The following is a 14,389-nucleotide window of genomic DNA, read 5'->3' as shown; positions in this document are numbered from 1 at the left end:
CCTGGCACGGGTGAACGGAAGTTGAACGGGACGCACGCATCGGCCGGACAGTGGCAGGGTGAGCAGCATGGACGGTCGTGACCTGGTGCGTTCGATAAAGGCGGTCGGTTCCGTGGGGGCGGCGCAGGGGTGGCGTACCGTACGGGCGGCGTGGCGCAGGAGCCGTGCCGATGCCGCGGGGCTGCCGCCGCGCGGTGTGGAGCGCGCGCGGGTGCCCGGTGTGCTGCGGGGGGCGGAGCCCGGCCCCGGTGGGGGCATTCTGCGGTTCGACCGTTCCGAGCTGCGGATCACCGTGACGGTGAGCGGGGCGGTGTTCTGGGGCTGGGACGGGGCCGGTCCGGAGCCGTCGTACGCGCTCGCGGGACGCTGTCCGGAGCCTGATCCGCGGGCCGTGCTGGAGCCCGACAAGGACGGTGGCTGGCGGGTCGTGGCCGAGCGCATGACGGTCGTGGTCTCGCGGCACGGGGCGGTCGAGGTGCGGACACCGGGCGGGGTGACCCTGCGTCGTGATCTGCCGCCCCGGTGGTGGGAGCCGGTCGGCGGGGGCGGGGCGCGCTGGATGCAGCGGTCGGAGGTGGCCGCGGACGCGCGGTTCTTCGGGCTGGGCGGGCGAGCGTCGGGGCCTCGGCTGCGGGACGGCGTGTACCGGCTGTGGAACACCGACCCGGGGCATGCCTTCGGCCTCGGGGACGATCCGTTGTACATCACGATGCCGGTGCAGCTGGTGGTGGCGGACGTGGGGACGCATTTGATGTTCCACGACACCACGTGGGACGGCACCGTGCTGCTGCGGGAGGGCGAGGAGGGCGCGGGTTCCGGGCACGACCGGGCCGGTGTGAGCGAGCTGCGCATGGACGGTGGCCCGCTGCGCTGCTGGGTGATGGTGGGGACCCCCGCGCGCGTGCTGCTCACCTGGGCCGCGCTGACGGGGGCGCCCGCGCTCCCGCCGGCCTGGGCGCTCGGCCACCACCACGCGCGGTGGGGTTTCGGCAGCGAGCAGGAGGTGCGGCGGATCGTCGCGGGGTACCAGGAGCGTGGGCTGCCCCTGGACGCGGTGCATCTGGACATCGATCACTACGAGGAGCACCGGGTGTTCACCGTCGATCCCGACCGCTTCCCGAAGCTGCCGCAGCTGGCCGAGGAACTGCGGCGCGACGGCGTCCGCCTGGTGTCGATCGTCGACGCGGCGGTGAAGGCAGAGCCGGGCGACGCCGTGTACGACGGCGGCGCGGCGGAGGAGGCGTTCGTGCGGGACGCCTCGGGACGGACCGTCCGGGGGGTCGTCTGGGCCGGGGAGTCGGTGTTCCCGGACTTCACGCACGCGCGCGTGCGGCAGTGGTGGGGACGTCTCTACGAGGAGCGGCTGGCCCAGGGCTTCTCCGGCTTCTGGCACGACATGAACGAGCCGACGTCGTTCGCCGCGTTCGGGGAGACGACGCTGCCGCGTTCGGCACGGCACTCCCTGGAGGAGCGCGGAGGCGACCATCGCGAGGCGCACAACGTGTACGCGCTGTGCATGGCGAGGGCCGCGTACGAGGGGCTGGCCGAGCTGGCGCCGGGACAGCGCCCGTTCGTCTTCTCGCGCTCCGGCTGGGCCGGTATGCAGCGCTACGGCGGGACGTGGTCGGGTGATGTGGCGACGGGCTGGCCGGGGCTGCGGGCGTCGCTGTCGCTGGTGATGGGGCTGGGGCTGTGCGGGGTGCCGTACTCGGGTCCCGACGTGGGCGGTTACGACGGGAGCCCGTCACCCGAGCTGTATCTGCGCTGGTTCCAGCTGGGCGCGTATCTGCCGCTGTTCCGGACTCACGCGAGTATGCGGGCGGGGCGCAGGGAGCCGTGGGAGTTCGGCCCAGAGGTGCTGGAGCACGCGCGCGTGGCGCTGCTGGAGCGTCGCCGGCTGCTGCCGTACTTCGTGACGCTGGCGCATCTGGCGCGGCGTACCGGGGCTCCTTATGTGCGGCCTTTGTGGTGGGGGACGCCGGAGGACCGGGCGCTGCGGGACTGCGAGGACGCCTTCCTGCTCGGCGACTGTCTCCTGGTGGCGCCGGTGCTCGACCCGGGGACGGACCGTCGGGCGGTGCGGCTGCCGCGGGGGCGGTGGTACGACACGGTGACGGAGCGGGCGTACGAGGGGCCGGCGCAGGTGCTCGTGGAGGCGCCCTTGTCGCGTGTCCCGGTGTTCGCGCGTGCGGGTTCGGTCGTTCCCGTACGGGGCGACGACGGTGGGCTGGAGCTGGAGGTGTGGGCTCCCGCGCCGGGGCGTACCGGGGGCGGGCTGGTGGTGCCGGACACCGAGGAGCGCTGGCAGGAGCCGGAGATCGAGCGCTATGTGACCCGCCGGGAGGGCCGGCGGGTGGTGGTCGAGCGGGAGGGTGAGGGCGGTATGGGCGAGCCGCCCTACCCGGTGCGGGTGCGCGGGACTCGGGCGGACCGGCCTCAGACGTAGCGGCCCTCGAACCAGGCCCGCGTGACGAGGGTGTGCAGGGGGAAGGCCAGCTCCTGTGGCCTGCGCAGGAGGTGCCAGCCGCCTGTCTCGTCGGTGGCGGCAGAGGCGGGCAGGCCGTCGGCGGGCCGTTCCGGGAGGAGCCCGAACAGCAGCAGGTGGCCGTCGGGAGAGCTCATGGCGTCGATGAGCCGCACGTCGCGGGCCGCGGCGTCGATACCGGTCTCCTCCCTGAGCTCGCGGACGACGGCCTGGCGCCAGTCCTCGCGGTCGTCGATGTAGCCGCCGGGCAACGCGATGCCTCCCCGCGCGGGGGCGATGGTGCGGGTGATGACGACCAGGGCGGTGCCCTGGGTGTCGTAGACGGGCTGGACGGCGACCGCGACCGGCAGTGGGTTGCGGTAGGTGACGGTGCCGCAGGCCGGACAGGTGCGGGGCCAGCCGGAGACGCCCTCTCCATAGGGCGATCCGCAGCTCGAACAGTGGGAGCCCGGTGCGGAGTTGAGGTTGGGGGTTTGGGTTTCGGACACGCCGCGGACTGTATCCGATCGCGGAGAGGGCGTCGTGGGGCGGAGGCTCAGTGCCCGTGGTGGAGGGACTTCGCGGACACGGGGAAGTCGAAGTAGGTGTCCGGGTAGGGCTCGGGCTTGTAGGTGAAGTGCCACCACTCCTCGGCGAGGTTGACGAATCCGAGGTCTTCCAGGGTGCTCTTCAGCAGCAGCCGGTTGGCGCGCTGTTCGCCCTGGACGCGTGGGTCGAGGGTGTGCGAGAGGGTGTCGAAGCAGTCGAATCCGGAGCCCATGTCGACGGAGTTGTCGGGGAATCGTTCGTCCTGCGGCGCGTAGCAGGGCACGAGGGGTTCGCCGGGGAGGTACGGCCGGGTGGGCTTGGCGGGGAGCTTCACGATGGTGAGGTCCACGGTGGAGCCTCGGCTGTGGCCGGATTTCTCGGCGATGTAACCGTCCGCGAACAGACGGGTCTTGTCGACGTTCGGGTAGAACTCGTCTTTCATCCGCTGGTCGTCGAGGTCCTTCGCCCAGCGGACGAAGTGGTCCACAGCGCGTTGCGGCCGGTAGCAGTCGTAGACCTTGAGGGTGTAGCCCTGGCGCAGCAGCTTCGTCTGGGCCTTGTGGAGGGCTTGTGCGGCGGGGCGGGTGAGGACGCACAGGGGCTGCCGGTAGCCGTCGATGCGTTCGCCGACGAAGTTGTGCGGGGTGAAGTAGCGCATCTCCTGGATGATCGTCCGGTCCACGCTGCGCAGCGCCACGAAGCCCTCGGGGGCGGTGGGTTCGGTCTTCGCCTGTGCGGTGGCGGTGGTCGCGGTCATGGTGAGCAGGGCGACGGCCGCGGTGACGAGGCCGCGGGCCATCAGGGAGAGTCGTGTCATGTCCCCTGCATCTATCAGGCTCGGGTCACACCAGGGAAGCGATCGGATGCAGTCCGCGCTCGATCGGGGGACCCGAGTTCCGCTCGCCCTCTGCCCGTGCCCGGTTCAGCCGTGACACACTCCTGACGCTCAGTCAGATGTCGGCTTGCGGAGGATTCTTGGCGCACACCCGCACTCCTGTGGTCGCCGGCTGGTTCACCGGCGACGGGGACGACTTCCGACTCCTGGGCACACGCTGCTCGGCGTGCTGCTCGGTGTTCTTTCCGCGCGAGGGGATCCACTGCCGCAATCCCGGGTGTCCCGGCGGGGACCTGGTGGAGGTGCCGCTCTCGCGCGAGGGGCGGATCTGGTCCTACACGGACAGCCGCTACCGGGTTTCGTCACTCTACGTGAGCGAGCGGGAACTCTCTGGGAGGCCTACGCGTTGATCGCTGTGGAGTTGCCGGCCGAGCGGCTGGTGGTGCTGGGGCAGGCGGTGCCCGGGATCACCGTCGACGACCTCGCGGTGGGCATGCCGGTGGAGGCCGTCCCCGGTGTGCTGCACGAGGACGTGGAGACGGTGTGGACGACGTGGAAGTGGCGGCCGAAGGGGGCGACTGCGTGATGGACGAGGTGGCGGTGCTGGGCGTGGGCATGCACCCCTGGGGCAAGTGGGGGCGCGGCTTCGTCGAGTACGGCGTGGCGGCGGCCCGCGCGGCGCTCGCCGACGCGGGACTGCGGTGGCGGGACGTCGGCTCCGTCGTCGGGGCCGACACGGTGCGCGGCGGCTATCCGGGTTATGTGTCCGGGGCGACGTTCGCCAGGGCGCTGGGCTGGCAGGGCGCCCGGGTGACGAGCATGTACGCGGCGTGCGCGTCAAGGGCGCAGGCCGTGCACACCGCGCGGGCGCAGACCCTGTCCGGTCTGGCGGACGTCGTGCTGGTGGTGGGCGCGGACGCGGCGCCGAAGGGGTTCTTCCGGCCGATAGGCGGGGACCGGCCGGACGATCCCGACTGGCTGCGCTTCCGTGTGCTGGGGGCGACGAATCCGGCGCACTTCGGGCTGTACGCCCGCCGTCGGATGGCGGTGCACGGCGACACCTTGGAGGACTTCGCCCAGGTCAAGGTGGAGAACGCGGCCCTGGGCGCGCTGAACCCGTACGCGCGCTACCGGCGGCGGACCACCGCCGAGGAGGTGGCCGCCTCTCCGGTGGTCGCCGATCCGCTGCGGCTGCTCGACATCTGCGCGAGGTCGGACGGCGGAGCGGCCGTGGTGTTGGCGGGGGTGGACTTCGCCCGCCGGCGCGGGCTGACGGAGCCGGTGCGGATCCGGGCGGTGTCCACGGTGACTCCGCGCTACCCGAACACTGCTGGACCTTCCGGACATCGCCACGGACTCCGCTGTGGCGGTGGATCCCCCGGCCGGGACCTTCCGCGAGTCGATCGCGCGGGCCGCCTACGAGGAGGCGGGGATCGGGCCGGAGGAACTGTCGCTCGCCGAGGTGTACGGCTTGTCCGCCGCGCTCGAGCCGCAGTGGTACGAGGATCTGGGGCCGTGCGGCGCGGGCGAGGCGGCGAAGCTGCTGCGCGAGGGCGTGACCGGGCCGGGCGGGCGCACACCGGTGAACCCCAGCGGCGGGCTGGCGTCCTTCGGAGAGGCGGTTCCGGCCCAGGCGATCGCCCAGATCTGCGAGCTGACCTGGCAGTTGAGGGGCACCGCGGGCGACCGGCAGATCGCGGGGGCGCGCGTCGGCATCGCGGCCAACCAGGGGCTTTTCGGGCACGGATCGGCGGTGATCGCGGTGCGGTGAGCGGGGCGTCACGCCGGGGCGCGCACTCGGGCGCGCGTACGCCGGTCCGGCGGGCGTACGAACGCGACCCCGCCCTAGTAGCCCTGACGAGGGAGGCCATACGTACGCTGCGTGACCGACCAGGAATGCTGCGTGAACGTCTCATGAACTGGGCCAGGGCGTGCGCGGGCGGGGCCATCATGCTCCCGTGCGCACCTGGTCGGACACGCTCCGCTTCGCTTTCCAACCGGTGGTCAACCTGTCCACCGGCGGGATCGCGGCACTGGAGATCCTCGCCCGCCCGGAAGCCGGCGACATCCTGGCCGAGGCACGTCGGGACCCCGAACTCGACGGGCGGCTGGCCGTGTCGGCGGTCCGGGCGGCGGTTCGCCACGAGACGCTGCTGCCGCTGCACGTCAACGTGTTCGCGGGGACCCTCGCGGACCTCGGCGGGCTCGCGCCCCTGCACGACGCGGTGCGCGCGGCGGGGCGGCTGCCCTGGGAGGTGACCGTCGACGTCGGCCCGCCGTACACCCACGTGCCGCAGCAGGCGCTGCTGGAGGCCGTGGCCGCGCTGCGCGAGCAGGGCTTCCGGGTCAGCGCGGACGGTGTCGGCGACGGTGACGTACCGCTGCGGCTGCTCACGGATCTGACGCCCGACCTGGTCAAGCTGGACGGGTCGATGCTGGCCCGGCCCGCCGCGGTGCGGGCCATGCGGACGCTCTGCGACGAGGCGGGGGCGCTGCTCGCCGTCGAGGGCGTGGAGACCGAGCTGCAGTGTGCGACGGCGTTGTCGGCCGGGGCGCAGCTGGCCCAGGGCCTGCTGTTCGCCCCGCCGGCCAGGCTGCCCGCGGTGGACGTGTACGTTCCGCCCCGTTCCCCGGCCTTCGAGGGGGCGACGCGGTCGGGCCCGTCGGTGCGCGAGTTCGTACGGCCGGCCGCGCTGCTGCCCGACACCGCGTCCGCGTCCCAGGTGCGGGCCCTTCTGACCGGGTCGCCGGACGTGTCGGGCGTGCTGCTCGTGGACCGGGACGGCGTGCCGGTCCGGTCCGTGCACCGGTCCCGGTTCCTGCTGTCGATGTCGGGCCGGTACGGGCACGCGCTGTACGCCGACCGGCCCGCCGCCCGGCTGGGCGATCCGCCGCGGACGGTCGGGGTCGACGCCACCGCCTGGGAGGTGCTGGACGTGGTGGCGGACGGCGCGCGGGACCGTACGTCGGACGATGTGGCGGTGGTCGACGTCCATGGGCGGTGCGTGGGTGTCGTACGGCTCGCGGATCTGGTCCGGGCGCTGGCCGAGTCCCGCGTCGAGGAGGCGGCCGGGCTCAATCCGCTGACGCGGCTGCCCGGTTCGGACGCGATCACCGGTGAGGTGGACCGGCGGATCGCGGACGGCCGGGTGTTCGCGCTGAGTTGGCTGGATGTCGATCACTTCAAGCAGGTGAACGACGGGGCCGGGTTCGCCGCGGGTGACGAGTTGATCCGGTCGGTGGGGCGGGCGTTGCAGCTGGCGGCGTCGGGCAGCACTCGCGTGGGGCACATCGGCGGGGACGACTTCCTGGTGCTGGGAGACCCGGAGGGGCTCCATCGGCTCGCCGCCTCGGTGCTCGACGCGCCCTGGTCGGCGGGCGGCCTGCCGGTGACGCTCTCCCTGGCCACGGTGGTGTGCGGGCCGGGCAGCGTGGCGGATCACCGGCAGGCGGCCGCGTCCCTGGCGCCGCTGAAGAAGGCCGCGAAGGCGCTGACCGGAGCGAGTTGGGTGCTGGGGCGGGCGGGGCTGCCGGGGCACGAGGTCCTGCGGGGCGTGGAGTCGGTGCCGCGGCAGGCGGGGTGCGCCGTGTCGGAGCCGGGGCGAGGGTGATCGGCCCACGGGCGGCCGGTACCGCGGCTGCCGGTACGGCGGTGCCGTGCGCGGCGGCACGGGCCGCACAGGTGACCGAAAACCGTTGCGGTCGCCGACCTTGACGGTCCCTGGGCGCCGGTGAACACTTCCCGGTGTCGGCCGACATCGCCGTACATTCTCGGCGTATTCCGTCGCCGCGCCGCATGGGCTCCTGAGCCACGGCCCACTCCCCCACAGGCGTTTCACGCAAGCCACTGAGCCAGAGAGCCACGGGAGCAACGGGAACCGCATCCTGCACAGGGCATCGGGGTCGATCACCCCGGGACAGGGCCTAGGAGCCGCCATGAGCAACGGAGACATCCTCGTCGGCGAGATCATCGGCACCGCGATCCTGATCCTCTTCGGTGCCGGCGTGTGCGCCGCCGTCACCCTCAGACACTCCAAGGCGCGGGCCTCCGGGTGGATCGTGATCGCGTTCGGCTGGGGATTCGCGGTGCTGGCGGGCGCGTACACGGCCGCACCGCTCTCCGGCGGGCATCTCAATCCGGCCGTCACCCTCGGGATCGCCGTCGACACCGGTGAGTGGGGCGAGGTCTGGGTCTATCTGCTGGGGCAGATGATCGGTGCCATGCTCGGCGCGGTCCTCGCCTACCTGGTCTACTTCGCGCAGTTCCAGGCCAACGTCAGGACGACGGGAACGACCGAGGGGACGGCCGACGAGCCCACGCCGACGCTCGGCGTCTTCTCCACCGTCCCTGAGATCCGCCACCCGGTCGCCAACCTGGTCACGGAGATCATCGCCACGGTCGCGCTGGTCCTGCCGGTCCTCGCCTTCGGGCTGACCGAGGGCCTCGGCGAGTCCGGCACCACGGCGCTGATCGTCTCCCTGCTCGTCGTAGGCATCGGTCTCTCGCTCGGCGGGCCGACCGGGTACGCCATCAACCCCGCGCGCGACCTCGGCCCGCGCATCGTGCACAGCTTCCTGCCGATCCCGAACAAGGGAACCTCCGACTGGGGTTACGCCTGGGTCCCGGTGGCCGGCCCGCTGATCGGAGGAGCACTCGCCGGTCTCGTATACAACGCAGCCTTCTGAACCGAGCCCGAGAGGTGGCCATGACGGACAACGCCGAGAGGTACGTCGCCGCGATCGACCAGGGCACCACGTCGAGCCGCTGCATCATCTTCGACCACGGCGGCGCGATCGTCGCCGTCGACCAGCGCGAGCACCGCCAGATCTTCCCCAAGCCCGGCTGGGTCGAGCACGACGCCACCGAGATCTGGTCCAAGGTGCAGGCGGTGGTCGCCGGGGCGCTCGCCAAGGCCGGACTGCGGGCCGACCGGCTCAGCGCGCTCGGCATCACCAACCAGCGCGAGACGACGGTGCTGTGGGACCGCGCGACCGGCATGCCCGTGCACAACGCCATCGTGTGGCAGGACACACGGACCGCCGCGCTCTGCGCCGAACTGGGCGGCGCAGACGGGCAGGACCGCTTCCGTGAGCGGACCGGACTGCCGCTGGCGAGCTACTTCTCCGGGCCCAAGGCCGCCTGGCTGCTCGACAACGTGCCGGGGCTGCGGGCGCGGGCCGAGCGCGGCGAGATCGCCTTCGGCACCGTCGACTCCTGGCTGATCTGGAACCTCACGGGCGGCACGGACGGCGGCCGGCACGTCACCGACGTGACCAACGCCGGGCGCACCATGCTGATGAACCTGAACACCCTTCAGTGGGACTCCTCCATCCTGTCCGCGATGAACGTTCCCGAGGCCGTCCTCCCCGAGATCCGGTCGTCCGCCGAGGTGTACGGCACGGCGGTCGGCCCGCTCGCCGGCGTACCCGTCGCGTCGGCACTCGGTGACCAGCAGGCGGCGGTGTTCGGGCAGGCGTGCTACGACGTGGGGGCGGCGAAGAACACGTACGGCACGGGCAGTTTCCTGCTGCTGAACACCGGCGACCGGCCGGTGCCGTCCAAGAACGGGCTGCTGACGACGATGGGCTACAAGATCGGCGAAGAGGCGCCGGTCTACTGCCTGGAGGGCTCGATCGCCATAACGGGCGCGCTCGTCCAGTGGTTCCGGGATCAGCTCGGGATCATCCGTACCGCCGACGACATCGAGCCACTGGCGGCCAGCGTCGAGGACAACGGCGGCGCGTACGTCGTACCCGCCTTCTCGGGCCTGTTCGCGCCGTACTGGCGCTCCGACGCGCGCGGGGTCGTCACGGGGCTGACCCGGTACGTGACGAAGGCGCATCTCGCCCGCGCGGTGCTGGAGGCCACGAGCTGGCAGACGCGTGAGGTCGTGGACGCCATGTACCAGGACTCGGGGGTGCCCATCACCACCCTGAAGGTCGACGGCGGGATGACGAAGAACAATCTGCTGATGCAGCACCAGGCCGACGTGCTGGGCGTGCCCGTGATCCGGCCCCGGGTGTCGGAGACGACCTGCCTGGGCGCCGCGTACGCCGCCGGACTCGCCACCGGGGTGTGGAACGACCTGGACGAGCTCGAGGCGCACTGGCGGAAGGACGCCGAGTGGGTTCCGGCCATGGAGGAGTCGGTGCGGGACCGCGAGTACCACAACTGGCGCAAAGCCGTGGAGAAGAGCCTGAGCTGGGTCGAGGACGGCGACGGCTAGGTCCGCGCGGGCGGGGTATCCGACGTGGACCACGGCCCGTACCCCCAGTCGGCGGGGGTACGGGCCGTGCCTGTGGGCCGCGTCAGGTGGTGACGGCCTGACGGCGGTCCGCCGCGTGGGCCATCGCGTGGCGGACCACGCCGACCAGGACGTCCTTGACCGACTCGCGGTCCCGGGCGTCGCAGAGCAGCAGGGGAACCGCGTCGTCCAGATCGAGGGCCCTGCGGATCTCGTCCGCCGGGTAACGGGCGGCTCCCTCGAAGCAGTTGACCCCGACGAGGAAGGGTATGGACCGGCGCTCGAAGTAGTCGACGGCGGCGAAGCAGTCCTCCAGCCGACGGGTGTCGGCGAGGACGACCGCGCCGAGCGCGCCCTCGGAGAGTTCGTCCCACATGAACCAGAACCGCTCCTGACCGGGCGTACCGAAGAGGTACAGCACCAAGTCCTCGCGCAGCGTGATGCGGCCGAAGTCCATCGCCACGGTGGTGGTGTGCTTGCCTTCCACACCGCTGAGGTCGTCGACCGGGCGTCCGGCCTCGGTGAGTGGTTCCTCGGTGCGCAGCGGTCGGATCTCGCTGACCGCTCCGACGAGGGTGGTCTTGCCGACGCCGAAGCCGCCGGCCACCAGGATCTTGAGCGTGACGGGCTCGACCGGGGGCTTGCCGCGCTCAGAACGCCCGAAGATCATCGATCTCTTCTCCTGCTCGCTGGGGGTGGGTGGACGGGGGGCCGTAGCCTCCGCCGCCGGGGGTTTCGACGACGAGTACGTCGTCGGGGCCGACGGACACGGTGTCGCTGCCGCCGAGGGCGGTGACCGTGCCGTCGGCGTGCTCTACGCGGTTGGCGCCCAGGGCGCCGGGCTCGCCGCCCGCCATGCCGTACGGCGGGACGCGGCGGTGCTGGGAGAGCGTGGTGACCGTCATCGGCTCGCGGAAGCGGATGCGGCGCACGGCTCCGTCACCGCCGCGCCAGCGGCCCGCGCCCCCGCTGCCGCGGCGGACCGAGAACTCCTCCAGCAGCACGGGCAGCCGCCATTCGAGGACTTCCGGGTCGGTCAGCCGGGAGTTGGTCATGTGGGTCTGGACGACGCTCGCGCCGGGGAAGCCGTCGCCGGCGCCCGAGCCGGAGGCGACGGTTTCGTAGTACTGGTGGCGTTCGTTGCCGAAGGTGACGTTGTTCATCGTGCCGGAGCCCTCCGCCTGGACGCCGAGCGCCGCGTACAGGGCGCCGGTGATGGCCTGGGAGGTCTCCACGTTGCCGGCGACGACCGCCGCCGGCGGTTCGGGGGCGAGCATCGAGCCCGGCGGCACGACGATCCGGATCGGGCGCAGGCAGCCGTCGTTGAGCGGGATGTCGTCGGCCACCAGGGTGCGGAACACGTAGAGGACTGCCGCGTTGACGACGGCGTACGGCGCGTTGAAGTTGGTGGCCAGCTGGGCTGAGGTACCGGTGAAGTCGACGGTGGCGGAGCGGCTTTCGCGGTCGACGCGCACGCGTACGCGGATGACGGCGCCGGAGTCGGTCTCGTAGGCGTACTCGCCGTCGTCGAGGGCGTCGATGACGCGGCGCACCGCTTCCTCGGCGTTGTCCTGGACGTGCCGCATGTAGGCCTGGACGACGTCGAGGCCGAAGTCCTCGATCATGCGGGTGACTTCGTCGACGCCTTTCTGGTTGGCGGCGATCTGGGCGCGCAGGTCGGCGAGATTGGTCCGCGGATTGCGGGAGGGGTGGGGCGCCTCGGTGAGCAGGCGGTGGGTCTCCGTCTCGCGGAAGCGGCCGTTCTCGGCGAGCAGCCAGTTGTCGAAGAGGACGCCTTCCTCCTCGATGGTGCGACTGTCCGCGGGCATCGAGCCGGGGGCGATGCCGCCGATCTCGGCGTGGTGGCCGCGGGAGGCGACGTAGAACAGGATCCGGTCACCCTCCGTGTCCGACGGGCGGTTGCTGTCGAAGACGGGGGTGATCACGGTGACGTCGGGCAGGTGGGTGCCGCCGTGATACGGGTCGTTGACGGCGTAGGTGTCGCCGGGGCGCATCCGGGAGCCCCGCCGACGGATGACCTCCTTGACGCTGGTTCCCATGGAGCCCAGGTGGACGGGGATGTGCGGGGCGTTGGCCACCAGGTTTCCGTCCGGGTCGAAGAGGGCGCAGGAGAAGTCCAGGCGTTCCTTGATGTTGACGGACTGGGCGGTCGACTCCAGGCGGGCGCCCATCTGCTCGGCGATCGACATGAAGAGGTTGTTGAAGACTTCGAGGAGAACGGGATCGACTTTTGTGTCGGCGTCGGAACTCTCCGTAATCGCGGTGCGTTCCATGACCAGGTGCCCGTCGTCGGTGGCCGTGGCCTGCCAGCCGTGGTCGACGACGGTCGTCGCACTGGCCTCGGTGATGATCGCAGGGCCGGTGACGGCCTCGCCGGGCGGCAGTGCCTCCCGGCGGTGCAGGGGTACGTCGCGCCAGGTTCCGCGGGTGTGGAGGCGGACCGTGTCCGGGGCGGCGGTGCGGCCCTCGTACGGGGCGAGGGCGGAGAGATCGGGGGGTGCGGTGAGGCCGGTGGCTTCCACCGAGAGGGCTTCGACGACGATCGGGCGGTCGAGGGTGAAGGAGTACGTGGCGCGATGACGTGCTTCGAAGTCCTGCCGCATGCCGGCGGGGTCGGTGAGCCGGACGGTGAGGGCGGTGTCGGTGCCGTCGTAGCGGAGCTGGGCGCGGCGGGTGACCTCGACACGGTCCTCGGGGATGTCCTCGGCGAGGAGTTCCGCGCGGGCGGCGGCCTCCAGGTCGTCCGCGGTCTTGAGGACGCCGGGCATCGCCGCGGGCTCCAGGGGCGCCTCGACGGACTGTTCCCGCATGGCGGTGGTGTCGGCGAGGCCGATGCCGAGGGCCGAGAGGACTCCCGCCATGGGCGGGACGAGGACGGTGCGGATGCCGAGCGAGTCGGCGACCATGCAGGCGTGCTGCCCACCCGCCCCACCGAAGGTGGTGAGGGCGTAGCGGGTGACGTCGTGGCCCTTCTGGACGGAGATCCGCTTGACGGCGTTGGCGATGTTGGCGACGGCGATCCGCAGGTATCCCTCGGCGACCTGCTCGGCGGTGCGGTCGTCGCCCGTGCGTTCGTGGATCTCCCTCGTGAGGGCCGCGAAACGGTCGCGGACCAGGGCGGCGTCGAGCGGCTGGTCGCCGCCGGGGCCGAACACGCGGGGGAAGTGCGCGGGCTGGATGCGGCCGAGCATGACGTTGGCGTCGGTGACGGTGAGCGGGCCGCCGCGGCGGTAGCAGGCGGGGCCCGGGTCCGCGCCCGCCGAGTCCGGCCCTACGCGGTAGCGGGAGCCGTCGAAGTGCAGCACCGAGCCGCCGCCCGCCGCGACGGTGTGGATGTCGAGCATCGGCGCGCGCAGCCGGACGCCGGCGATCCGCGTGGTGAAGACGCGTTCGTACGCGCCGGCGAAGTGGGACACGTCGGTGGAGGTGCCGCCCATGTCGAAGCCGATGACGCGGTCGAAGCCGGCCAGCTGCGACATGCGGGCCATGCCGACGATGCCGCCGGCCGGTCCGGACAGGATGGCGTCCTTACCGCGAAACTGGCCGGCCTCGGTGAGGCCGCCGTTGGACTGCATGAACATCAGCCGTACGCCGTGGAGCTCGTCGGCGACCTGCCGGACGTAGCGGCGCAGCACCGGCGACAGGTAGGCGTCGACGACTGCGGTGTCACCGCGCGGCACGAGCTTCATCAGCGGGCTGACCTCGCTGGACAGCGAGATCTGCGGGAAGCCGATGCGGACGGCGAGGTCACCGACGGCGCGTTCGTGCGCCGGGTGGAGATGACTGTGCAGGCAGACCACGGCGACGGCACGGATCCCGTCGTCGTACGCCTGCCGGAGCGGTCCGGCGAGGGCCTCCAGGTCGGGGGCGCGCAGCACCGTGCCGTCGGCGGCGATGCGCTCGTCGACCTCGACGACCCGCTCGTGCAGCAGCTCGGGCAGGTCGATGCGGCGGGCGAAGATCTGGGGGCGGTTCTGGTAGGCGATGCGCAGGGCGTCGCGGAAACCGCGGGTGATGACCAGGAGGGTGCGTTCGCCCTTGCGCTCCAGCAGGGCGTTGGTGGCGACGGTCGTCCCCATGCGTACGGCGTCGACGGGCTCCTCGGAGCCCGCCAGCAGCTCACGTACACCGGCGACGGCCGCGTCGTACCAGGCCGGGCTGTCCGACAGCAGCTTGTGGGTCAGCAGCCGGCCGTCCGGACGCCGCGCGACGATGTCGGTGAAGGTGCCGCCCCGGTCCACCCAGAACTGCCAGCCTGTCACGTCTCCACCTCGC

General features: G+C 72.1%; 8 protein-coding genes and 2 pseudogenes. 6 read left to right on the top strand and 4 right to left on the bottom strand.

All coding sequences use genetic code 11. The features are described 5' to 3' along the window. The first annotated feature begins 67 nt into the window (after positions 1-67). Positions 68-2,446, top strand: a complete 2,379-nt coding sequence (locus ACSU6L_RS31670) for a glycoside hydrolase family 31 protein (RefSeq protein WP_437062329.1) — start codon at positions 68-70, stop codon at positions 2,444-2,446. Here the strand turns inward: ACSU6L_RS31670 and ACSU6L_RS31665 are convergent. Together ACSU6L_RS31665 and ACSU6L_RS31660 are read right to left on the bottom strand one after the other, a co-directional pair. Further along, positions 2,437-2,973: an NUDIX domain-containing protein gene (locus tag ACSU6L_RS31665; protein WP_437062327.1), complete on the bottom strand. Its 537-nt coding sequence runs from the start codon at positions 2,971-2,973 to the stop codon at positions 2,437-2,439. The two genes, ACSU6L_RS31670 and ACSU6L_RS31665, sit on opposite strands and share 10 nt — an antisense overlap. Before the next feature lie 47 nt (positions 2,974-3,020). Next, on the bottom strand, positions 3,021-3,830 hold the full coding sequence (locus tag ACSU6L_RS31660; protein WP_437062325.1) for a M15 family metallopeptidase: 810 nt from the start codon (positions 3,828-3,830) through the stop codon (positions 3,021-3,023). Positions 3,831-4,009: 179 nt separating this feature from the next. Here ACSU6L_RS31660 and ACSU6L_RS31655 point away from each other — a divergent pair. The 5 genes and pseudogenes from ACSU6L_RS31655 (at position 4,010) to glpK (ending at position 10,075) form a co-directional block, all read left to right on the top strand. Then, positions 4,010-4,434: pseudogene (locus tag ACSU6L_RS31655) on the top strand (Zn-ribbon domain-containing OB-fold protein). Continuing rightward, positions 4,431-5,619, top strand: a pseudogene (locus tag ACSU6L_RS31650) (lipid-transfer protein). Before ACSU6L_RS31655 ends, ACSU6L_RS31650 begins: the two co-directional pseudogenes overlap by 4 nt. A 187-nt stretch (positions 5,620-5,806) precedes the next feature. After that, on the top strand, positions 5,807-7,459 hold the full coding sequence (locus ACSU6L_RS31645) for an EAL domain-containing protein (protein ID WP_437062323.1): 1,653 nt from the start codon (positions 5,807-5,809) through the stop codon (positions 7,457-7,459). 325 nt (positions 7,460-7,784) lie between these two features. Continuing rightward, positions 7,785-8,534: an MIP/aquaporin family protein gene (locus ACSU6L_RS31640; RefSeq protein ID WP_437062321.1), complete on the top strand. Its 750-nt coding sequence runs from the start codon at positions 7,785-7,787 to the stop codon at positions 8,532-8,534. A gap of 20 nt (positions 8,535-8,554) precedes the next feature. After that, on the top strand, positions 8,555-10,075 hold the full coding sequence (gene glpK, locus ACSU6L_RS31635; RefSeq protein WP_437062319.1) for a glycerol kinase GlpK: 1,521 nt from the start codon (positions 8,555-8,557) through the stop codon (positions 10,073-10,075). Between the two features lie 82 nt (positions 10,076-10,157). On the opposite strand, the gene ACSU6L_RS31630 is transcribed toward glpK, so the two are convergent. Next, the gene (locus ACSU6L_RS31630) at positions 10,158-10,763 is read right to left on the bottom strand and encodes a GTP-binding protein (RefSeq protein WP_437062317.1); all 606 of its coding nucleotides are present in this window, start codon (positions 10,761-10,763) and stop codon (positions 10,158-10,160) included. Beyond that, the gene (locus ACSU6L_RS31625; protein ID WP_437062315.1) at positions 10,744-14,376 is read right to left on the bottom strand and encodes a hydantoinase B/oxoprolinase family protein; all 3,633 of its coding nucleotides are present in this window, start codon (positions 14,374-14,376) and stop codon (positions 10,744-10,746) included. The genes ACSU6L_RS31630 and ACSU6L_RS31625 overlap by 20 nt, the downstream gene beginning before the upstream one ends. Between the last annotated feature and the right edge of the window lie 13 nt (positions 14,377-14,389).

Source organism: Streptomyces sp. enrichment culture, assembly GCF_964272855.1.
In the GTDB taxonomy this organism is placed as follows: Bacteria; Actinomycetota; Actinomycetes; order Streptomycetales; family Streptomycetaceae; genus Streptomyces.
The sequence above is the reverse complement of the archived record's forward strand: the minus strand, read 5'-3'. Positions and strand labels throughout refer to the sequence as shown.

Excerpts from the sequence above, each read along its gene's own strand:
- ACSU6L_RS31670 (WP_437062329.1), top strand. The coding sequence starts at position 68 with ATGGACGGTCGTGACCTGGTGCGTTCGATAAAGGCGGTCGGTTCCGTG.
- ACSU6L_RS31660 (WP_437062325.1), bottom strand. The coding sequence starts at position 3,830 with ATGACACGACTCTCCCTGATGGCCCGCGGCCTCGTCACCGCGGCCGTC.
- ACSU6L_RS31640 (WP_437062321.1), top strand. The coding sequence starts at position 7,785 with ATGAGCAACGGAGACATCCTCGTCGGCGAGATCATCGGCACCGCGATC.
- glpK (WP_437062319.1), top strand. The coding sequence starts at position 8,555 with ATGACGGACAACGCCGAGAGGTACGTCGCCGCGATCGACCAGGGCACC.
- ACSU6L_RS31630 (WP_437062317.1), bottom strand. The coding sequence starts at position 10,763 with ATGATCTTCGGGCGTTCTGAGCGCGGCAAGCCCCCGGTCGAGCCCGTC.